The 21,499-nt window shown below is 61.6% G+C and carries 15 protein-coding genes and 1 pseudogene; 12 read left to right on the forward strand and 4 right to left on the reverse strand.

Features of this window, described 5'->3' with window-relative positions; translation table 11 throughout:
• The first annotated feature begins 19 nt into the window (after positions 1–19).
• The 4 genes and pseudogenes from CVO77_RS00755 (at position 20) to CVO77_RS21545 (ending at position 4,327) form a co-directional block, all read left to right on the forward strand.
• Positions 20–865 carry an IclR family transcriptional regulator gene (locus CVO77_RS00755; protein WP_105997447.1) on the forward strand — a complete coding sequence of 282 codons (846 nt, stop codon included), beginning with the start codon at positions 20–22 and terminating at the stop codon, positions 863–865.
• Positions 866–922: 57 nt separating this feature from the next.
• The gene (locus tag CVO77_RS00760) at positions 923–2,248 is read left to right on the forward strand and encodes a Rieske 2Fe-2S domain-containing protein (RefSeq protein WP_158257956.1); all 1,326 of its coding nucleotides are present in this window, start codon (positions 923–925) and stop codon (positions 2,246–2,248) included.
• 27 nt (positions 2,249–2,275) lie between these two features.
• Positions 2,276–3,547, forward strand: coding sequence for an acyl-CoA dehydrogenase family protein (locus CVO77_RS00765; protein WP_105997449.1), 1,272 nt, complete (start codon positions 2,276–2,278; stop codon positions 3,545–3,547).
• Positions 3,540–4,327 (forward strand): annotated as a pseudogene (locus CVO77_RS21545) (enoyl-CoA hydratase/isomerase family protein). Before CVO77_RS00765 ends, CVO77_RS21545 begins: the two are co-directional and overlap by 8 nt.
• A gap of 658 nt (positions 4,328–4,985) precedes the next feature.
• Here the strand turns inward: CVO77_RS21545 and CVO77_RS00775 are convergent.
• Together CVO77_RS00775 and CVO77_RS00780 are read right to left on the reverse strand one after the other, a co-directional pair.
• The gene (locus CVO77_RS00775; RefSeq protein WP_105997450.1) at positions 4,986–5,192 is read right to left on the reverse strand and encodes a hypothetical protein; all 207 of its coding nucleotides are present in this window, start codon (positions 5,190–5,192) and stop codon (positions 4,986–4,988) included.
• Positions 5,193–5,232: 40 nt separating this feature from the next.
• Complete coding sequence (locus CVO77_RS00780) at positions 5,233–5,859, reverse strand: TetR/AcrR family transcriptional regulator (protein WP_158257957.1); 627 nt, start codon at positions 5,857–5,859, stop codon at positions 5,233–5,235.
• Between the two features lie 160 nt (positions 5,860–6,019).
• Between CVO77_RS00780 and CVO77_RS00785 the strand changes: the two genes are divergently transcribed.
• From CVO77_RS00785 to CVO77_RS00820, 8 genes are all read left to right on the forward strand, one after another.
• Complete coding sequence (locus tag CVO77_RS00785) at positions 6,020–8,236, forward strand: TonB-dependent receptor (RefSeq protein WP_105997452.1); 2,217 nt, start codon at positions 6,020–6,022, stop codon at positions 8,234–8,236.
• Between the two features lie 28 nt (positions 8,237–8,264).
• Complete coding sequence (locus tag CVO77_RS00790) at positions 8,265–9,569, forward strand: MFS transporter (protein ID WP_146130795.1); 1,305 nt, start codon at positions 8,265–8,267, stop codon at positions 9,567–9,569.
• An 11-nt stretch (positions 9,570–9,580) separates the two neighbouring features.
• Complete coding sequence (locus tag CVO77_RS00795; protein ID WP_158257958.1) at positions 9,581–11,929, forward strand: S9 family peptidase; 2,349 nt, start codon at positions 9,581–9,583, stop codon at positions 11,927–11,929.
• 26 nt (positions 11,930–11,955) lie between these two features.
• Entirely contained in the window at positions 11,956–13,110 is a 1,155-nt protein-coding gene (locus CVO77_RS00800) for a serine hydrolase domain-containing protein (RefSeq protein ID WP_105997455.1), read from the forward strand.
• Between the two features lie 7 nt (positions 13,111–13,117).
• On the forward strand, positions 13,118–14,101 hold the full coding sequence (locus CVO77_RS00805) for an alpha/beta hydrolase (RefSeq protein ID WP_105997456.1): 984 nt from the start codon (positions 13,118–13,120) through the stop codon (positions 14,099–14,101).
• 114 nt (positions 14,102–14,215) lie between these two features.
• A complete protein-coding gene (locus CVO77_RS00810; protein WP_105997457.1) occupies positions 14,216–15,685 on the forward strand; it encodes a M81 family metallopeptidase in 1,470 nt (489 codons plus the stop codon).
• A 302-nt stretch (positions 15,686–15,987) separates the two neighbouring features.
• Entirely contained in the window at positions 15,988–17,112 is a 1,125-nt protein-coding gene (locus CVO77_RS00815; RefSeq protein ID WP_105997458.1) for an NAD(P)/FAD-dependent oxidoreductase, read from the forward strand.
• Between the two features lie 536 nt (positions 17,113–17,648).
• Positions 17,649–18,974 (forward strand): tyrosine-type recombinase/integrase, encoded by a 1,326-nt coding sequence (locus CVO77_RS00820; protein ID WP_242446045.1) that lies wholly within the window; start codon positions 17,649–17,651, stop codon positions 18,972–18,974.
• A gap of 352 nt (positions 18,975–19,326) precedes the next feature.
• On the opposite strand, the gene CVO77_RS00825 is transcribed toward CVO77_RS00820, so the two are convergent.
• Entirely contained in the window at positions 19,327–19,827 is a 501-nt protein-coding gene (locus tag CVO77_RS00825; protein WP_105997459.1) for a DUF3598 domain-containing protein, read from the reverse strand.
• Positions 19,811–21,397, reverse strand: coding sequence for an alpha/beta fold hydrolase (locus CVO77_RS00830; protein ID WP_105997460.1), 1,587 nt, complete (start codon positions 21,395–21,397; stop codon positions 19,811–19,813). The genes CVO77_RS00825 and CVO77_RS00830 overlap by 17 nt, the downstream gene beginning before the upstream one ends.
• Positions 21,398–21,499 lie beyond the last annotated feature (102 nt).

Below are 21,499 nucleotides of genomic sequence, written 5' to 3' on the forward strand. Positions count from 1 at the left end.
CCAAGGAGCTTATCGAGCGATGTCGGGTTCGCGGCGACAGGACGAGGACCGGGAAAAGGACGAGGCGTCGCATCCGCGGCTCGAATTCCGCTACGAGTCCGACGGCCGCGGTGGGCTCGTCAAATCGGCGGTTCGCGCGCTCGAGGTCCTCGAGCTTTTCGATGATCTCGGGCGCCGCGCGGTTGTCACCGAAATCGCGGAAATTCTGGGATATCCGATATCGAGTACATCGGTCCTGCTGCAGACGCTTGCGGCTTGCGGCTATCTCGATCTCGATCCCCGCGACCGGAGCTATTATCCGACCGCGCGCGTCGCGCTCCTCGGCCACCGGACGAGCGAGGCCTTTGTCACCAATGGCCCGATCCTGCGCCTGATGACCGATCTCAGCGATCGCACGGGCGCGATCGTCATCCTGGCGGCGCGCAGCGGCGTCGGGCTCAAATATATCAACATCCTCCAGGCGCGCGGCCGCAACGCGCCGCACATCGTGCTGGGATCGGTCCGGCCGCTTACCGAAAGCCAGGGAGGCTACGCGATCCTTAGCCGCATGCGCGAGCGCGAGATGCAACGCATCGTCACGCGTATCCGCACCCAGTCTGACCGGCCCGAGGCCGTCCCTACGCAGCGCCAGGTCCAGGAACGCATCGACGAAGGGCGCGCCCGCGGCTATTTCTTCGGTGTCGATCCCGTCGTAACGCAGGGCGCGCAGCTCGCGACCGCCTTTCCCGACCATATCGCGAGCGAGATGAGCCTGATCATCGGCGGCCCAACCCAGTCGATCGAGTCGCGCGTCGCCGAAATCGTCGACGCCATCTCGAACGGATCGCGTCACCATCTCAATTTCGATCTCATCCGGCGCGGCTGATTTCACATATGAAGAATGGGACGGGTTCGCTGGCTCCTGGCCGCTTGCCCGTGCATCATGACCAAAATCGCGGCGCCGAACACCGCCGCCTTGGGAGAGAGGCAAGCCATGCCGTCGAAAGAGACGAACGAATTGCTGACGCGGGTCGAAGGTGACGCCCCGATGGGCCGGATGCTTCGCCAGCATCACTGGGTTCCGGCGGTCCGTGCCGCCAAGCTCGTCGCCGATGGCGCACCCGCGCATGTCCGGCTCTTCGGGCGCGATTATGTCGCGTTTCGCGCGACTGACGGACGTGTCGGCCTTCTCGACGAGGCGTGCCCGCATCGCCGCGCGTCGCTTCTGCTCGCGCGCAATGAGGATTGCGCGCTGACCTGCATTTTCCACGGCTGGAAGATTGGCGTCGATGGCACCCTCCTCGACACGCCGACCCAGTTCCATCGCAAGGAAGCCTTTGCCGCCTCGGTGAAGGTGCGTCGTTATCCCGTGCGCGAAGCGGGCGGGCTGGTCTGGGTCTGGCTCGGCGACGACGGTGAGGCGCCGCCTTTTCCCGAGTTCGAATTCACACAGCTTCCGCCAGAAAATATCGTCGTCGCCTCGGCCCAGATCGACTGCAACTGGATACAGGGCCTCGAGGCGGCGCTCGATCCCGTCCATGTCGGGATACTGCACAGCAGCTTCATTGGATCGGGGCGTGGCTATCTCGGCCTTACATCGGCCGCTACTCCCTATTTCCAGGTGCTTCCCAAGGACTTCGGACTTCAGGTGGCGGCGCTACGCCCGCTCGGTGACGGCACTACTTATGTCCGCGTCACCAGCTATGTGATGCCTTATTATGGCTTTACTCCGCCCAACGATCCGAAGCTCGCCGACCGCACCGTGTTGATCGCGGTTCCGGTCGATGACACGCACACGCGGCAGTTCTTCGTGCGGTACAATCTCTTCGGCTCGCCGATCGACAATCATTTCGCCGAGACCGTCGAGGCCTCGGACCCCGACAATTATACGCCTTTCCCCGGCGGAAAGGACGCCGTCTGGGGGCAGGATCGCGAGGCGATGAAGAACGGGCATTTTACCGGATTTCCGCGCAATATCTTTAGCGAAGACATGGTCGTTCAGGTCAGCATGGGGCCGATCACCGATCGGTCGGAAGAGCATCTTTCCGAAAGCGATATCGGGATCGTCCATGGCCGGCGCCTTCTGATCGAGGCCGCGTGCGCCTTTCAGGAGGGAAAGCACCCCGTCGGCGCGCCCGAGGGCATCGATTACCGGTCGGTCCGCGCGCCGACCGGGCTGATCAAGGGCGGCACGGATTGGCAGGCGGAGCTTTCGACGCTCGAGGACGCGCCCACGCCCGAACCGTCGCTTGCCGGCGAACCGGGCTGACCGCACCGCATTCCATCGGAGATAGATATGGATTTTGGTTTTTCACCGCGCCAGCAGGCGTGGATCGATCGCGTGCGCGCGTTTATCGACGGCGAGATCGTGCCGAATATCGGGCACCATGACGTCGAGCTCAAAGGCGGGGAAACCCGCTGGGCTATCCCGCCGGTCCTGATCGAACTGCGGAGCAGGGCGCGCGCCGAGGGTCTCTGGAATCTGTTCATGCCGCCCCATCTGGGCAAGGATGATGGCTTTGCGTTCGAGGGCGGCGGTCTCACGAATCTCGAATATGCGCCGCTCGCCGAAATGATGGGCCGGATCAGCTGGGCCTCGCGCGTCTTCAACTGCTCGCCGCCCGACACGGGCAATATGGAGATATTGAGCCTGTTCGGTACGCCGGCGCAAAAGGAGGCCTGGCTCCGGCCGCTCATGACCGCAGAAGCGCGTTCGGCGTTCCTGATGACCGAGCCCGATGTCGCCTCGGCGGACGCCACCAATATCGGGACCCGCATCGAACGCGACGGCGATCATTATGTCGTCCATGGCCGGAAATGGTGGTCGACGGGGGTCGGCGATCCCGAGTGCCGTTTCGCGATCGTGATGGGCCGGTCGGCGGACGACGATGCGCCTGCGCACCTCCAGCACAGCCAGATCATCGTTCCGCTCGATGCGCCGGGCGTGAAAGTCGAACGGATGCTCGGCGTTTTCGGATATGATGATGCGCCATACGGCCATGCCGAAGTGACGTTGACCGGGGTGCGCGTGCCGCTGGATCATATGCTGCTGGGCGAGGGCCGGGGATTCGAGATCGCGCAGGGGCGTCTCGGCCCCGGCCGCATTCATCACTGCATGCGCATGATCGGTGCGGCCGAGGCCGCGCTCGATGCGATGATCGGGCGGCTCGGCACGCGAATGGTGTTCGGCAAGCAGCTCATCGAACAGACGGTCTGGCACGAGCGGATCGCCAACGCGCGGATCCATATCGACGCCTGCCGTCTGCTCTGCCTGCACGCCGCAGACCTGATGGACCGCGAGGGCAACAAGGCGGCGCGGACGGCGATCGCGCTGATCAAGGCGGCGGCCCCGAAGATGGCGACCGCGGTTATCGACGATGCCATACAGGCGCATGGCGCCGCCGGCCTTTCGGCCGATTTCGCGCTGGCAAAAAGCTTTGCCAATATTCGCGCGTTGAGGATCGCCGACGGACCCGACGAAGTTCATCATCGCACCATCGCCCGAAGCGAAATCAGGCGCGTAGCGGCGGCGGCCGCGCCCGTTGGGGGAGAGCGGATCGATGCCTGACATTCATGTAGAGCGACCGGGCAACGTCGCCTGGATCATTATCGATCGCGGGGACGGCCGGAACAGCCTTCAGCCATCGACGCTGCGCGAACTGTGCGACGCGTTCGATACGGCGACCGCCGATGCCGGCGTCGGAAGTATCGTCTTCGCGGCGCGCGGGCGGCATTTTTCCGCCGGCGCCGATTTCGAGTTTTTGACCGAACTCAGGACGACGCCTGCTGCGGCGGTCAAGGACCAGATATATGCCGTTTTCCAGGGCGCAGCGCGGCGCATCTATCACTGCCCCAAACCGGTCGTCGCGGCGGTCCAGGGGGCAGCCATTACCGTTGCCTGCGAGCTCGCGCTCGGGTGCGATTACCGCATCATCGCGCCTTCCGCGATGTTCAGGAGGCGTGGATCAAGCTGGGGTTGCTCCCGCCTCTGGGCGGCCTGTTTCTCCTGCCGCGTATCGTCGGTCTCGGACGTGCCTCGGATATCCTGCTGAGCGGCCGACCAGTTCTCGCGGACGAGGCTGTGCGCATTGGTCTCGCAAGCGAGTGCGTCGAAACGGAAGACGCTTTGTGGATCCGCGCCCAGCAACTCGCCGAGCAGATGGCCGCTTTGCCACCGCTGGCCTTTCGGGCGGCAAAGGAAGCGCTGCGCCACGGTATGAGTTCGACCATAGAACGTGAATGGGCCGCCAATAGCAGTGCTCAGAGCATCCTCATCGGGACGGATGACTTCGGGGAAAGACTCGATGCACAGCGGACAAAGCGAGCCACGAATTTCGCCGGACGCTGACTTGCCGATGGATTGCTAGGCGCCACTACCAAAGGCAATCCGTTCGGATTTGTCAGCGTTAGTTTGAGCGCCCGCCAGAAGAATCACGCAAGCCGGAATTGGCTCGTCAAATTCATGGTGTCGTGGATTGGATGGCTTCTCTAACTGCCCACGCCGCCTTATGCTAGGCGCCGGGCCGCGTCGGCAATATCACGGGCGGCACGAGGCGACCAACGCACCTTGTAGTGGTGGGGCTGGCGATAATCGCGCCACGTAAGCAGGTGACCACTTTGCGCCTGATGTCGGTCGCACAGACCGTAGGAAGAAGCGCCTGTAAGCGGACGCTGGACTCAGTCGGCTCGGGTCAGTGTCGGACAATTGCGCCGAACCGTGGATTGTTCTCGATGGTGAGCCTCTCGGTTCGCCCGTTGTAGAGCATGCCGTTTGGCGGACAGGCTAAGATTTAGCGGAAAAACGTCTCTTCCAGGGAAAAAATTTAGATAAGTGCGAATTGTAGTTTTCAGTGCCTGCTCTTTCTCTCACTTCGGTGAGATAGAAATCGCAGGGGGTGATGGAAATGGCATTTCGCGAGCTAAAACGGTACGACGGACGTCAGCGCGGCTTGCTTCAAGATTGGGAAGTATGGCTCAAGCAGGCTGACAAATTGTACAACCGGTTCTTAGGCGACGTTGGTGACTCGCCGTTTTTCTACCACGAGGTGGCGTCGGTCGGTTTCCTTGCGTCGGCGGCGGCGATGGCCGGCTTTGTGCCCCTCGCCGAATATGCAGTGGTCAAGCGCGGACGTAACGACAAGCGCACGCGGGTTGATGGCCGTGCGGACCGCGCATTGATCAACAAGGTCAAACTCGACATCGCGAAACTGCATGGCGAACCCGTCTCGCTAGGCACCGCTTCCGGGAAGTGTCCTAGCCATTGCCTATTCCGGGCTCGGCCCAGGCGACGAGTTGCGCTTCGAGGAGTTGTCGGGCCGACTGTCCCAATCTGACCGGATCCAGGTCCGGTGTTATCCGGCTGTAAGACAGACCTTGCCACACCAGTATGATGGCGTCGACGAAGGCAACAACGTCAGTCTTCCCCGGCAGTCGTCCGTCGGCAATCGCGGCCTGCGTTGCGAGTGTCATCGCCCGCGTCGGGACACGTTCGATCGTGCCGCCCTGGAGCAGGTCGTCGAGATGATCGACGCGACTGAGATAGGTCGTCAATTCGATACGGGTAATGGGACTCAGGCCAAATGACTGCCGTAGATCATTGGCTTTTATATGAACGTCGATGATCTGCCCCGGGATGTCCGGACCGTCGAACATGTGACCGATAAGGTCCAAAATATACTCGCGGTCGCGTAGCAAAACGGCTGCAAAAACAGCGTCTTTGCTAGGAAAATAATAATAAAGATGGCCCGGCCGCATTCCGGCCTCGCGGCAGATGTCGTTGATACTCGTTTTCGCGATACCTTTGAGTTCCAAGCAATGCACCGCGGCATCGAGGATTCTCGCACGCTGTACCTCCGTGTTCCCCGCATCGACTCTGCGCACGCTCACTCCCCTATCTGTTGCCGACCGCGATCGCACCGACGTGTCTTTGATGAACGATTATCGTTCTTGACAAGAGGACCCTAGTCGCTGTTTATAGTTTGAGCAATCACTCTAATTATAAATTGAGTCGCGAGGCGACCGCCGCAGGGGATGAAGGGCCATGATGAGGAATATCCACAAGACCACATACTTGCTTTTGTTGGGGACCGCCGCGCTTGCTGGGATAGCAGAGAGCGCGCACGCTCAGGAAGCGAACCGCGCGGGCAATTCCGCAGAGCCGAGTGATGAAATCGTCGTCACCGCCAACCGCCGCGAGGAATCGGTACAGGATGTGCCGAGCGCAATCACCGCAATCTCGCAAGCGCAAATCGAGGCGCGCGGTATGGACAGTTTCGAGGGCTTTGCCCGTTCGGTTCCCGGCCTGACGATGAACCAGGCGACCAAGAATCGGGCCTCCTTCAACATTCGCGGCATCGCCACCAACACGAACGGTACCGCCAACACGCAGGATCCGGTTTCGGTCTATGTCAACGACACGCCAGTCACCGACACCTTTGGCGCTCCCGTCCAGCCGGATCTCAGATTGTTCGATGTGGAGCGGATCGAAGTGCTGCGAGGCCCTCAGGGCACGTTGTTCGGTTCGGGCTCGTTGGGCGGTACGATCCGTATCATCACCAACAAGCCTGACGCTGGCAAGTTCGAGGCGGCGGGCCGTGTTGATCTGGGCACGTCCGATGGCGGTGCATTCCGCCAGCGCTACGATGCCATGGTCAATGTGCCACTGGTCGAGGACCGCTTGGCCCTGCGTGTTGTCGGCTATTATCGCGACGAGGAAGGCTGGGTCGAGAATGTCGCGCTCGGCACCCGGAACGACAGCGTCGATTGGGGTGGGCGCGCCGCGTTGCGCTGGACGCCTACCCACGCCCTCACGATAAAGGCCGAGGCCTTCCATCAGGAAAGTGACCCCCAGGAAGGCGACGGCTGGAATCCTGCGGTGGGCAAGTTCAAGAAGGCATCCCCCATCGCCGAGGGGCGTCCGCTGAACCTGTCCAATTACAACCTGGCGATCGACTATGATATCGAAGGTTTCGCAACGCTGACTTCGTCATCGACCTATCAGAAGAGCAAAACGAATTTCCGGTACGAATATGGTCAGTTTCTCGGCCCCAACACACCGACCTTCATCATGGACCCGGGCCCTTGGACGTCGCGGTTCCAGGTGCAGGAGTTGCGGTTGGTTTCGAACACCGAGTCCCGGCTTCAGTGGGTGTTCGGCGCCTTCTATATCAATCGTAAAAGCAGCATTCCGGACTACGCGATCGTGGCGCCGGGGCTGGATGCGTTCTTCGGCGGCATTCTCGGCAGCGATTCCTATTTCGACTCGGATCTCACGATAAAGTCGACCGAACTCGCCGGTTATGCCGACGGCTCCTATGAGATCGCCGCTGGTCTGAAGCTGCGCGGCGGTGTCCGCGTCTTCCACACTACCGCCGACTATATCGAGAAGGATCGCGTCGCATTCAATTTCGCGACGTTCAGCTATGATCCGCCGCTCAGTTTCTCCAATTCCTCGAAGGGTACCCACACCACCTGGCGAACCGGGTTCTCCTACGAGCCAAACAGCGACCTGCTGTTCTACGGCAACGTCAGCAAGGGTTTCCGTGTCGGCCAGGTCAACGCCAATTTCGGGCCAAGCCCGATCGACCCCGACGACTATGTGATCCCCGAGGGCTATGACCCCGACAGCACGATCAACTACGAGATCGGCGCCAAGACCAGTTTTCTGAACGGTAGAGTGACGCTGAATGCAACCGGATTCTATATCGACTGGGACAACATCCAGATCGATGGATTGCGCATCTCCGATGGCCTCTCATTCATCGCCAATGCCGGCAAGGCAACGGTGAAGGGTTTCGAGTTCGAGATGACGGCGCGGCCGGCACGGGGTTTCAATGTCTATGCCACGGTAACAGTACAGGACGGTAAGATCGAACGCATACCGACCAACATTGTCGTGCCCGCAGCGGTCGGCGACAGGCTGCCCGGCCTGGCCCGGTGGAAACTTTCGGGCGGTGCCGAATATCGCTGGACGGTGGGCACCGACACCGAAGCCTACGCCCGGATAGATGGCCAGTTCACCGACAATTCGCCGAACACCTTTGCCAATAGCGGCCTCAACCCGCTGTTTGCGAGCAATGCCGCCTACTCGACCCTCCAAGCCGCAATCGGCATCGACACCGAGTGGGGGAATGTCGCGGTCTATGGTGAGAACCTGACCAACAATGACAGCATCATTTTGAAGAACCTCTTTCTCCCGAACAGTTACACGACGCTTCGACCGCGGACATTCGGTCTGCGGGTCACCTATCGCCATTGATGCATCGGGATATTGAAGGCGTTTGAACGTGACCGAAAACAGCGCGCGCGCATCCTATCCGAGCATGGCGCGCGCGCGCTATGCACAGTTCGTGCTTGCGGGGCTAGCGTTGTTCTCGACGATGGACATGCTTGTCACCGGCCTGCTGATCGAGCCGATCAAGCAAGAACTGGCACTCACCGATTTCCAGGTCGGGCTGACACAGGCGACGGCCTATTACGCGGCCTATGGCTTGCTGGCGGTCCCGATGGGCATTCTCGCCGACCGCTGTGTCCGCGTCCGGCTGCTTATTGTCGCGATGGTCCTCATGCCGGGCGGCTTGCTGATCACCGCCCTTTCGCACGAGGTGTGGACGCTTGCGGCTGCCAAGGCGCTGATGGGGGTGGCAAGCGCGATCATTTATCCGGCGGCGATGTCTTTGCTTGCCGATTATTTTGCACCCGATCATCGCGCCTTCGCCACCGCGAGCTATCCGATCGGTCAGGATTTGGGGCAGGTCGGCGCCCTGCTGGTTGGAGGTCTCGGCTACAGCGCGCTGGTCGACATGGTCGCCGCCGATCCCACCGCGCTCGGCGGCCTTTCGCCCTGGCGCGCCGTCTCGCTGATATTCGTGGGTCTCGGTCTGTTGCTGATCCCTTTGCTGATTGGCATGCGGGAGCCCGCCCGAATGGAGGTTCAGAACAGGGACAAGGGCTCGTTCGGCGCCCTGTGGGAGTACCGGGCTTTCCTGCTTGCGCTTTTTGCCGGAATCATGTTCCTCGCCCTGGTCGCCAGCGCGGTCAGGACCTGGGCTCTGGCCGCGCTGATCCGGCTCTACGCCCTGCAGCCGGGCGATTTTGCCGTCGTGTCCAGTGGGATCGTTCTTGTCGCGGGGATCACGGGACTCCTGCTCGGCAGTCGGCTGATCAATCTCGCTCGCGCGAGCGGTGACGACCGCAAGATGATTTTTCCCGCGGTGGTCGCGTCCGCTCTTTGCGCGCCGACCGCGTTTATGGCGACAATGCCCGATGCATTGTGGTTCGCCGTGTTTGCGGCGCTGTTCTTACTTGTTGCGAGCGTCGCGATAGCCGTTCCGGTGATATCGATCAGTTTTCGCATACCCAACGAACTGCGCGGCCTCTGCGTGGGACTTTATGTCGTGCTCGTCGCGCTTGCCGGCATGGTCGGGGCGCCGCTGGTCGGGGCGCTCAGCACCGCGATGGGCGGCGACATGATGCTGGGCTGGGCGATCGCCGCGGTCGGCGCCCCTGCATCGCTGCTCGCTGCCTTCAGCCTGTGGTTCGCAAGTCGGGCGCCGGCGAAGACCTCGATCCCCATGATGATCGGCACCTGAGAGGAAACATGATGTCCATTACAGCCAATCCCTTGTCTGCCGAAACCTATGCGCGGGCCGCCGCTTTTGCGCCACCAGCATTCGTCCCGCATTTGAGCGGTGTCAGCCAGGGATATTGGGTCGATGCCGATCACCATTTTTTCTGCGTGACCGAGGTTAACGCCGAAGGCGACATGGCCACCGTCCCCAAGATCGCCAATGTTGACAGCGACACGGTGGTGACAGTGATGGAACCCGGCACGCTGGCCGCGCTGATCGCGGGACATGGCGAAAAGGACATCGATGTGGCGGCTCTCGCCGCCGCGCAATATGATATGCCCGATATGGACACGCTGGTCGTGTGCGTTGGGCCGGACAGTTACCATGTGGAGCTCGGCGGGCCGACACTCCTCGACGTCCAGACGCTCGATCCGACACCCGCGCTGCACTCGCCCGACGGCCGATATGCCACCTTCTTGAAAGACCATGCTGTCTGGCTGCGGGATCGCATGACCGGCGCTACCACACAGCTCTCGCCCGACGGCGCGGTCCATCATGCCTATGGCGCCGGGCCGGAATCGGGCATCATGCCCGTGACCGGACGCAAGTTTCCGATGCCGAACGGCCTGTGGTCGGCGGACTCGCAATGGTTCGTCACGCACCGGATCGACGAGCGCGCGCTGCCGGATGCAGGTCTGGTCGAGCATGTGCCGATCGACGGAAAGCGGGCTACGCCCCATATCTACAAGGTGGCAGGCCCCGATGTCGAACCCGGACAGGTCGAGTTCGTTGCGTTCCATATATCCAGCGGCCGCGCGGTCAGCAGCGCGGAATGGCCGTTGATCTGCCAGCCCTTTTCCCCTTTTGCATTCCGGAGCTGTTGGTTCTCGGGCGACAGCCTGTATTTCCTGCGGTGGGATCGCTTCTCGTCCGAACTTGCGTTGATGGGGCTCGATCTTGCGACCGGCGAGCTTAGCACCGTACTGGAACGCAAAGCCGAAAGTGGCTGGCTCGATACGCATCCCATGATCACCGGACAGCCGATCATCCGTCCCCTTCCCGAAAGCGGTGAGTTGATCTGGTATTCCGATGCCGACGGCTATGCCCATCTCTACCTGCATGATCTTGCGAGCGGCACGCTCAAGAACGCGATCACCAGCGGTGCGTGGATGGTTCGCGAAATCGTGCATGTCGATACGGCGAAACGACGCGTCCTGCTCCTGGCCAGCGGATTCGAAGACGATACCGATCGCGGCCATCGCCGGCTGTGTGCGGTCAATTTCGATGGCGGCGATTTCAGGACACTGCTGGCTGTCGATGGCGATGTTGCGGCGCCGGCCGATCCGGTTTCAGGCGTCGATCAGCTCAAGTCGTTCAGGCCCTCTTATGCATCGGGCGGGGTCTCGCCCGGCGGCCGACATGTCGTCGTCAGCATCGGCAGCGCGGATCAGCCGACGCGCACGATTTTGGTGGAGATCGCGACGGGCCGGCAGACCGAACTCTTCCAGTCCAACGTCGAAAAACTGTGGACTGCGCCCAAACCGCAGCGGTTCGAAGTGCTGGCGGCCGACGGCGTTACGCCGCTCTATGGCGCGATGTATTTCCCGACCGGTTTCGATCCCGCCGGATGCTACCCGCTCGTCGATTATGTCTACCCGGGCCCGCAGCTTAACTGGTTCGTTCGCCGATTTCCCAGCGTCATGGCGCTCAACCTCCAATCGGTCGTCGAACTGGGCATGATCGGGATCATCCTGGAAACACGCGGCATGCCCAATCGGTCGCGCGCGTTCCATCAGGCCGGACAAGGCCGGATGCTCGAACCGCAACTCAGCGATCATGTCGCGGCGATCAAGCAGCTTGGTGAGCGGCACGGCTTCCTCGACCGCAACCGCGTCGGCATGTTTGGCCAGTCGGGCGGTGGCCACGCGACGGCGCGCGCGATGTTTGACTATGCCGATATCTTCAAGGCCGGCGTGTCGATTTGCGGCAATCATGACAACCGCAATTATATCTCCTACTGGATCGATAAATATGGCGGCAGACCCGGCACGTTTGAGCGCGAAGAGCAATCGAACGTCACGGTGGCGCACAAGCTGCGGGGCAAGCTGCTGCTGATCCATGGCGACATGGACGACAATGTCCATCCCGCACACACCCTGGCGGTTTCGGCCGCGCTGATCGCCGCGAACAAGGATTTCGAACATCTCATCGTGCCCGGCGCAGGCCACGGCGTCCTGCTCGAAAGCCCCTATGCCTTCCGGCGATTGCTGGATTTCCTCGCCCGCCACCTGATCGGCGCCGAACCGCCGGGGGAATATCCTCTGAACTGGTCGCCCGCCGACTATCACGCGACCTTGCGGCTGATGAACGACGCGATCTAGTCCCGCCCCAATCACGGATACACGCAATGAACCAATATCTCGATTTTCAGTTGAATTCCGAATTTGCGAACGACGCGCTGCGACGTTGCGCACGCGTCACCGAAGACCTCGTCGAAACGCTCGGCAATCTTGGCGCGCTCGTCTCGATCGACGTCGATGGCATCGGTCGGGCAACCTTCACCGCTGGCCATTCTAACCTGGAGAAAACCCGGTCCGTCCAGGTCGGCGATGTCTATCAGATCGGTAGTCAGAGCAAGACCATTACAGCGATGATCCTATTCCTGATGGCGCGTGATGGCCTGCTCGACCTCGACGATCCGGTGCGTGACTATCTCGACCTGCCGATCGATCGCCGGATCACGGTGCGCCATCTGTTGATGAACGCCTCCGGGCTTGGTGAATTTACGATGGGAATGTCCACGCAGCGTCTCGATCCGCGGATCAATTTTGCCCCCCGAGACCTCGTGGCGCTGGCGTTCCCGCAAGGGCAAATCTTCGAACCGGGCGCACGTTTCGACTATTGCAATACAGGCTGGGTGATCGCGGCCATGATGATCGAGGCGATCAGCGGCAGGAGTTATGGCGACATGGCGGATGCGCGAATCGTGAAGCCGCTGGGCCTGATGAACAGCGGGTTTGGCGGCACCATTCCTGCCGGGGAGCCGATGCGCGGCTATATGGATTTGCCGTTCGCGCGGGACACGATCGACACCAGCGAATGTCTGAGCTGGGCGTTCGGCGCTGGCGACGGCGTGTGCAGCGCCGACGACATATTGGCGATCTATCAAAGCCTGCTCCGCCCTGACAGCGCGCTGAAAATCTCGCTGGACGATCTTGCGCGAGAGACGATGAAGCCGGACGCCGCACCCTATTTCCCTATGAGCTGGGGGACCGAATATGGCCTGGGCCTGGAACGGCGCGCTTGGGCGGGCAGCGAAGTCTGGGGACATCCAGGGTCGACCGGGCCGTGCGGCACCTCGACCTGGATCGATTCGGAACGGCGCGTTGCCGTAACGACGGCCGTGACCCATCATATGAAGCCCGGCGCCATCGACGGCGACTTGCGTTATCCACGCGCGCAACTGTTCGCGATGGCCCTGTCCACGGGTTACGCTCTTGCGCACGAGCGTGATCAATCCTGTCCGAGCGATACCGCCCTGACCATTCGCACACCATCCTGAGGATCCCATGGCAACTGATTTTGGCAAGCCCACAGAGACACTCGATCCGGCGACCACGGCCCCGGAGAGTCGATCAAGCCGGGAGCCGCTTCCCGCCCAGAGCCCGGCTGTCCTGACAGGCGCGATACAATTCGATCTGCCTTCCGCGATTACGGAACGGGTCTACCGGATCTACGTCGCGGTGCCGGATGCGCCCGCGCCCCCTGCTGGCTACCCTGTCGTCATCGTGAACGATGGGAACGGACTGTTCGGCACGGCCGCGATGCAGATGACTCTGGGCCGGTTCGACGGGTTGCATCCGGCGATTATTGTAGGCGTCGGCTATCCCGTCACCGATCTTCTGCAGACATTTGCGTTGCGGACCCTGGACCTGACCCCACCGACACCCACCGACAAGATCCCGCCCTATCTCACCACGGGCCCAGACTACCAGGATGCCACGTTCGGCGGGGCTGAACTGTTCTACCGCTTCTTGGTGGAAGAATTGCGGCCGACGATTGCCGCCGCCTATCCGACCGATTTCGGCGATCAGACCCTCTTCGGCGACAGTCTGGGCGGTTTGTTCACGCTCCACGTCCTGTTCAATCATCCCAACGCATTTCGGACCTATGTCGCAGCCAGCCCCTCAATCTGGTGGAACGACTGCGCTGTTCTCAAAGGCGAAACGGCGTTCCGCAATTTGGTGGAGGCCGGGCGCGTTGCGCCCCGCGTGCTCATCACCGTGGGAGGTCTGGAGCAATCCACGGCAGACTTGCCCGCGGTCAGCGGCGCAGCGCGTGAGGCAATCGTCAAGCTTATCACGGATGCCCGTATGGTCGACAATGCGCGTGAGCTTGCCGGTCGTCTGTCGGCCATCGAGAGCCCAGAGGGCGCCCTCATCCGCTTCCACGAATTCGCGGACGAGACGCACCAAAGCGTCATACCCGCATCGATCAGCCGCGCCATTGGGTTCGCGTTAAAGCCTTCGCCCAGCGCACGAGAACTCGAATGAGCATTGCCGAACGTGCGCTCAGCCAGATCCAAGACGCAGTCCCACCGGGCTTCGCGTGCGACGATTTAACGCGCGCTGTGTCACCCGTTCCTTTCCACGATTGAGAAATATCCGATGCGTATCTTCACAGCGACTCTCATGACCGAGACCAACACATTCTCGACCATGCCGACCGGACTGAAAGCGTTCGAATCCATCGGTGTCTTGCACGGGCGCGATGGCGAGCTTCCCGAAGGTCCTCTTACCGATGCCATGCTTCTTTGGGGGGCGCTGGCCCAGCGAGACAGCCATGAAATCGTTCATAGCCTCGCGACCTTCGCCCCACCGGCAGGCCGGACCGTTCGATCCGTTTATGAGGCCTTCCGCGACGAGATCCTCGACGACTTCGCCGGAGGGGAGCCGTTCGACCTGGTCCTCCTGAACCTCCACGGCGCGATGGCGGCCGAGGGATATGACGATTGCGAGGGAGACCTCATCAGGCGGCTGAGAGACCTGTCAAAGAATCCCGTCAAGATCGGCGCTGTGCTCGATCTGCACTGCCACCTTACCGACGAGATGATTTCGCAAGCCGACCTCCTGATCACCTACAAGGAATATCCCCACACCGATCCTCTGGACCGGGCTCAGGAACTCTATGACCTCCTGCTGGCTGCGGCCGAGGGCAAGATCACGCCGACGATGGCGGCTGCCGATCTGCCCATTGTTAACTTCTGGGCCACCGGAGCCCAGCCGATGCGTGGGTTTGTCGATCGGATGACCGCGCTGGAGAGCCGGGACGGTGTGTTGTCGGTGAGTTTCGCGCATGGATTTCCCTGGGGCGATGTATCCCCGGGGGCCGCAAGAACTCTTGTGGTGACCGACGACGACCCCGAATTGGCGTCCCGCATGGCGCGCGACCTTACCCATGAGCTTTGGGGCATGCGGCGGGAGACCGCATTCCAAGGAACGACGATCGAGGAAGCTCTCGACGCCGTCGGTTGTGGCGAGGGGCTGATCGTAATCGCGGACACCGCCGACAACACCGGGGGTGGTGCGCCGGGCGATTCGACCTTCGTCCTTGCCCGTGCGATCGAGCGAGGCGTTCGCGACCTAGCGCTGGGTCCGCTCTGGGATCCGACTGCGGCGCAAATTTGTCACGATGCAGGCCTCGGTGCCATTATCGACCTGCGCGTCGGTGGCAAGACCGGCCCGACATCAGGCGATCCGTTGGACCTCCGTGTCACCGTTCGCGGGTTGGCTGACAACCTTCGGCAGACTGTGCCGCACGGAGCGGGACAGACGATCTCCATGGGACCTTCGGCGTGGATCGAGGTCGATGGCGTGCATATCGTCATCTGCTCGGTGCGCATGCAGACCTATGCTCCGGATCTGTTCACAAATATCGGGCTTCCGCTCGAGGCGATGAGGTTCGCAGTCGTAAAATCGACCAACCATTTCCGTGCCGGTTTCGACCGGATTGCCGTGCGCACCACTTTTCTTCTCGGACCGGGCGCGATCGCTGGCGACTTTGAGAACTTCTCCTATCTGAAACGGACCAACCTTTTCTGGCCGAAGGTCGGCCAGATCGGACCCGAGTTCACATGAGTGCCCGCCTGCACGATGCGGAGTTTCGATCCGTTGTTTCAACCGATTGACCGAGAGATCGATAGGAATGGACCAAATCCCGTGGGCCAATCATTGATCGCCCGCCGTCAATCTCTGACAGGCGTTTCGCAACGGGGATGATCGCCCGGCGCGCCGGCGTAGATGAAGTCGACGAAAATATCGGTTGCACGGGTTTTGCGGGAGCCGTTCGCCGCTCTGGACCGAACTCTGCCCGCAGGATGACAGCTTGTTTCGCCAGAAAAGCGCGAGGCGCGCAATTTAAGATATCGATTGGAAACATCATGCTGACAGAAACCGATGTGATCGTGATTGGCGGCGGCATTGCCGGTGCGGGCGTGGCGGCCGAACTAGCCGGCGAGCGCCGCGTCGTTCTCCTTGAGGCCGAGGAACGTCCCGGCATGCACACGACGGGCCGATCGGTATCGGTCCATTCCGAAACTTACGGCAGCCCCTGTGTCCGATTGCTCAGCCGCGGCAGTCGTGACCATTTCCTGGAGGGTGTCGACGGTCGCTCTTTCGCCAGTGATCGCGGCTGCTTATACCTCGCGACAGAAGCGCAGATCGAACGGCTGGATGCTTTCGGCGGGCAGCCGACGGTCGCACCTTCGATCGAGCGGATCGGCGAAGCTGAGATACGCAGCCTCAACCCGCTCTTTCGACCGGGTGTGGTGGTCGCGGCGCTATACGAACGTCACGCCTACAGCCTAGATGTCGATGCGATCCATGCTGCTTATTTGAAGCGCTACCGCAGAGCGGGCGGCGTGCTGGAATGTTCGGCGGGGGTCGCGAAGCTCGAATATTCCGGCGGGCAATGGATGGCTGAAGCAGGGAGTCGAAACTTTCGCGCGCCGGTGGTCGTCAATGCCGCAGGAGCGTGGGGCGACGTCGTGGCGGGGATGGCTGGCGTGCAACCGATCGGTCTCCAGCCGATGCGCCGCACGGTTGCGCTTGTGGATGCGCCAACGGGGGTGGACCCGAGCCGTTGGCCGCTGGCGATCGATATTGACGAGCAATTCTACTTCAAGCCCGACGCGGGCAAGATCATCCTGTCACCGGCCGACGAAACGCCGATGGATCCTTGCGATGCATGGACGGAGGATGTCGATGTCGCAATTGCCGTGGACCGGGTTCAGCAGGTCATTGACTTGCCAGTCCACCGCGTCGCCCATAGCTGGGCGGGCCTTAGAACCTTCGCGCCCGATCGCACGCCGGTCGCCGGCTTCGATCGGCAGGCGCCTGGTTTTTTCTGGCTGGTCGGTCAGGGCGGATATGGGATCCAGACTGCCCCCGCACTGTCACGGTTCGCCGCAGCGATGGTTTGCGAGCAAGGCATGCCGTCCGATCTCGCCGAATTTGGCTTGCAGGCAGCAGATCTTGCGTCCGAGCGTTTCGCGTGTCGGGAATAGGGTGGGAGCCGCGGATATAATAATCTGCAAGTCGCTTGGGATCGCATCGCAGGAAATTGGGACCGGACTATATCCTAAGAATGGCTGCTCATTGAGACGCCGGGCAGCGGGTCCATTTCGGCTAAACTTTGCGTGGACGTCAAGCTGAGTAGCCCGGTGCGGCCCCCGAGAGGCGTCGGGCCGTTAAGCTAATCACACTTACGTCAGCTTTCTCAATTTTCTGCCGCAAAGTTGCCTGGACGCAAACGGCCAGCACGGGATGCTGAATTCACTAACGAGTGCGGGAGATCTTTTCTTGCCGCTCGTTTCTGAGGCGTGGGCCCTCCCGATCAGGACAATCTGCACACTCTTGACTGCTGCCTCGTTCAATTGCGGGCAGCGAGAAGTTTCATCTGAGTGGGATGTGTCCTATGTAGAGCATTGATAAATATAGTCTTTACTCAGGTTCTTCTTCTCATGACCGTTGACTGCTTCTCAATAATTCTCGCGAATCAATCTGCCAGTTCCATCTCGATCAGCCGGAAGGGGCAGGGGGAATGCTGACGGCCCTCCAAGCCAAAGCCGCTAATCCGCGGACCAAGAGCTATAAGCTCGCCGACGCGCGCGGTCTCTATCTGTTCGTATCGACCACCGGCACCAAATCTTGGCGGTTCAAATATCGTCGGGAAGGAAAAGAGAGGTTGCTGACATTCGGTCAATTTCCTGAGGTAACGATTGTCGAAGCTCGGGATTGGCGAGAGGTGGCAAGACGAGCCCTGAAGGAGGGGAGCGATCCCGCAATCGTGATCGAGACGCGAAGACGGCAACCAGTCATGGTAGCTGACGTCACATTCGAAACGGTCGCGCGGCAATGGCTGGCAGATCATGAAGTGCATTGGTCCCGCGCCGATGCTACTCGTGTCCGCAATCGCATCGAAAGGGATCTGCTGGAGGTTCTCGGTGATGTTCCGGTGCGGAATATCAGCAGCACCCTGATCCTGAAACAGTTGCGCAAGATCGAGCAACGCGGGTCGATCGAGACGGCGAAGCGGGTAAGAGGTTACATCCTCGCCATTCTGAAGCGTGCGAGAGGCGAAAAACTGATATCGTCAGATATCATCGAGGACGTCGAGTTTCTCGCTGATGCGCTCAAACCTAATCCGCCCTCCAACAAGCTGCCGGCACTGACAAACGCATCTGATTTGCTTGCTTTCCAGAAGACGGTGGATCGGTCGATGGCTCCAGTTCTCGTCAAGCTGGCATCACGCTTCCTGGCGCTGGCTTTGGTACGCATCAGCGCGCTTCGCCTCGCGACATGGTCAGAATTCCAGGGAATAAATTGGGAAGATCCGGAGAAGCCGGTCGATAAAGCCATTTGGTATATACCGGCTGCCCATATGAAATTGGCTGCTGCGAACAAGCGGAGTGCCAACTTTGGCCACAGCGTGCCGCTGTCCAGGCAGGCCGTGGACGTACTGCGAGCCGTTCACGAAATTACGGGACGGCACAACCTGGTCTTTCCCAGACCCACCGTCTGGTATGAGCCGATGTCGGATTGCACCTTGAGCACATTGTATAAGTGTATGGCTGAGGGCCGGTACAAAGGCAAAATGGTCCCGCACGGCTGGCGCTCCGCCTTCTCGACGATCATGAATGAGCGAGCGGCATTGCTGGAACGCGATGGCGACAGGCTGATGATCGACATGATACTCGCCCATGTACCCAAAGGTGTATCGGGATCGGAGTGGGCGTATAATCGTGCCCGCTATTTTGGCCCCAAGGCAACCCTGTGCCAGGCTTGGGCAGAGATGGTTACACACGGCTTGTGTCCTCCTGCCGCATTACTCGATATCTATCGGGAGGAGGGGAGGTGGTTCAGATAGTCGCTTGCTTTTGGTTATTCGGATTGCGACGGTGCCATGCTTTCGTGCGGTTCAGTCTGGTATCTTGTTTGACCGGACGATATACCCTTGGCCGAAGTCGGCGGCTGTCCTTTAGTGGCTCGTCGATTTCCCCTGCTGAAAGTCTCTTGGGGGAATTTCTGGGGGTATTTCAGGCGGATTGGCGATATTTGTAACGCCATTCCAATATTTTAGATGTTTATTTTTGGAGCTGCCGGGCCCACCATCGCTTCTCTCAACCGCCCGTCGAACCGGTCGATCGCGAGCAGCTCGGCGCCGCCCGCGAGCGCCGCCACGACTGGCGGTCCCGGATTTTCCGAACAGGGTCCGCGGATCAGCCAGCCTGCGTGTCCATGTCCTTTTCGAGGCCCGCCCAGTCGCGGCTGACGAACCGTTCCTGAATCGCGGTGCGCGTTTCGAGATTGCCGTCGCGAATCCAATGCCAGGTGCGGCAGCGCGACTGGCCATCGTCGGACAGTTGGATCATTTCATAAAGATAGAGGCTGGGGTCGCCCTGGCGCTGCCAATAGAGCATCATGGTGCGGTTGTTCTGGTCGAGGCTGACTTCGGCCGCCCAGCCCTTAATCAGCTCATTGTCCCACCAGATGCGCCCGTCGTGATAGGCGGCGGGAAAGTCGCGCATCTCGGTGCGCCCGTCGCTCCACGTGTAATAATTGGTCTGGTGATAGGGGAATTCGCCGCCGTCGGGCAGGCGGCAGAACAGGCGCGATGTGTGCTCGTCGACCTGTTCGCCGGCCGCATTATAATAGGTGTAGACGCCGTCCCACACGCCCTCATGGCGGGCCAGCAGCGGCATATCATTCCTTATGCTCATTTTTCTCTCCTTTGTCGTTTGATTTTGGTGACCAGATATCGGCGCGTCCGGCGGCCCAATCCTCTGTCTCCCACCGTAGCAGCGGCGGCGCGTTCACTATCAGCGTCGCGCGATCGGCGGCGGCAAGCGTCGCCAGCAGCGACCGGCCGGCGCGGGCGCGGATCAGGCTGCGATGTTCGGCCGCGAGCGCATCGGGGGCGATGTCGGCGGTGACAAAGGGGATGGCGTTGGCCGCCTTCGCCTCGAACCACGGCCAGAAAAAATGGGCCGCGCGCACCGCGCTCCATGCGGCGTGCAGATAGGCGCCGTGGCGGTCGGGTGAGCCGTCTGGAATGGCATGATCCGCCCAGTCGGCCGCGGCGGCGCCCTCGACCGGAAGATGCGCGGCGATGCCGCCCCAGCCTGGCGCCCCCATTTTGCGCGCGACCGCGGCGGCGAGCAGCGCCGAAAAGCCTTCCCCGACAATGACGGGTGTGCGCCCACCCGTGATCGCCCCCAGCGCCGAGGCGACGACATCGCTCCAATCGTCAAGCGTCGGCGCGTCGCCGCCTGCCCAATCGTCCGACAGGCCATGGCCGGGCAGGTCGATCGCAAGCGTGCCGTCGTGCGGCAGCAAGTCGGCGGCGCGGCCCGGCGCGGGGAGCCGCACGGTATCGGCAGCAGGGTCGCCGCGCCAGTGGATCAGTCCGTCGAATCCGGCGGCGCGGACGGGAGCGAAGCCGCCGTTGCTGCCTTCGGCGATCGGCGGGCAGGGATGCGAGGGGGCTGCGCGCAGATGGCCGAGGCAGGCGGTCTCCAACGCGGACGGTGTCGCCACGGCTTCGGCGCGCCACCCCGCGGGCAGTTCGCCGAGCCGGGCGATATGGCCCTGCAACGGGTCGCCGTCATAGGCGGCGATCAGCACCGGCGGCATCGCGGTGTCGGCCGGGGGAATGGCCGAGGGCGCGCTCAGCGCCGCGCCATAGCCGGAGCGATAGGCATCGCCGCTGTCGAGCATCTCGCGAACCACGGCGTCGATCCGCGCCGGATCGTCGTGCGCGCCGCCGAGTCGCGTTTCATCGCGGACATCGAACCAGGGAAAGAACCAGCTTTGTTCGGCGATGCGGTTCCACAGCCAGGTCAGATGCTCGCCATAGGCGCTCGGGCGGAAGGCGGGCAGATAGGATTCGCTGAAAACCGCCATTTCCTGCGGCGTCCACACCGCGTAGCCGCCGGTCGCCAGCGCCGTGAACCGCGCCGGATGATGCTGCAGCGCCTCCATCAGGATGATGCCGCCGCTGTGAAAGCCATAGGCGGCGGTCCGGTCGAGCCCCAGCGCATCGAGCAACGCGACCAGCGCATCGGCGAAGCTGGTGACATCGGGCTCGCCGGGCAGCGGGTCCGATTGTCCGAACCCCGGGGTGTCGGGGGCGATGCAGGTGAAATGGTCGGCCCAGCGCCGCATCAGCGCGTCATATTCGGCCGAGCTGCGCGGGCTCTGGTGCACCATCAGCAGCGCCGGCCCATTTCCCGCTTTGCGGTAATGGACGCGGCGACCCTTGACCTCGATGAAATGGCGGGTGATCGACATGATTGTAATTTGTCCGGACAAATTGCGCTCGACAAGTCTTTTTTTTTCGGACTAGGGTGCAAATCATAAATTTGATGGAGACGGACGATGACGCTGATCGGC

Origin of the sequence: Sphingopyxis lindanitolerans (assembly GCF_002993885.1) — a bacterium.
Lineage (GTDB): Bacteria > Pseudomonadota > Alphaproteobacteria > Sphingomonadales > Sphingomonadaceae > Sphingopyxis > Sphingopyxis lindanitolerans.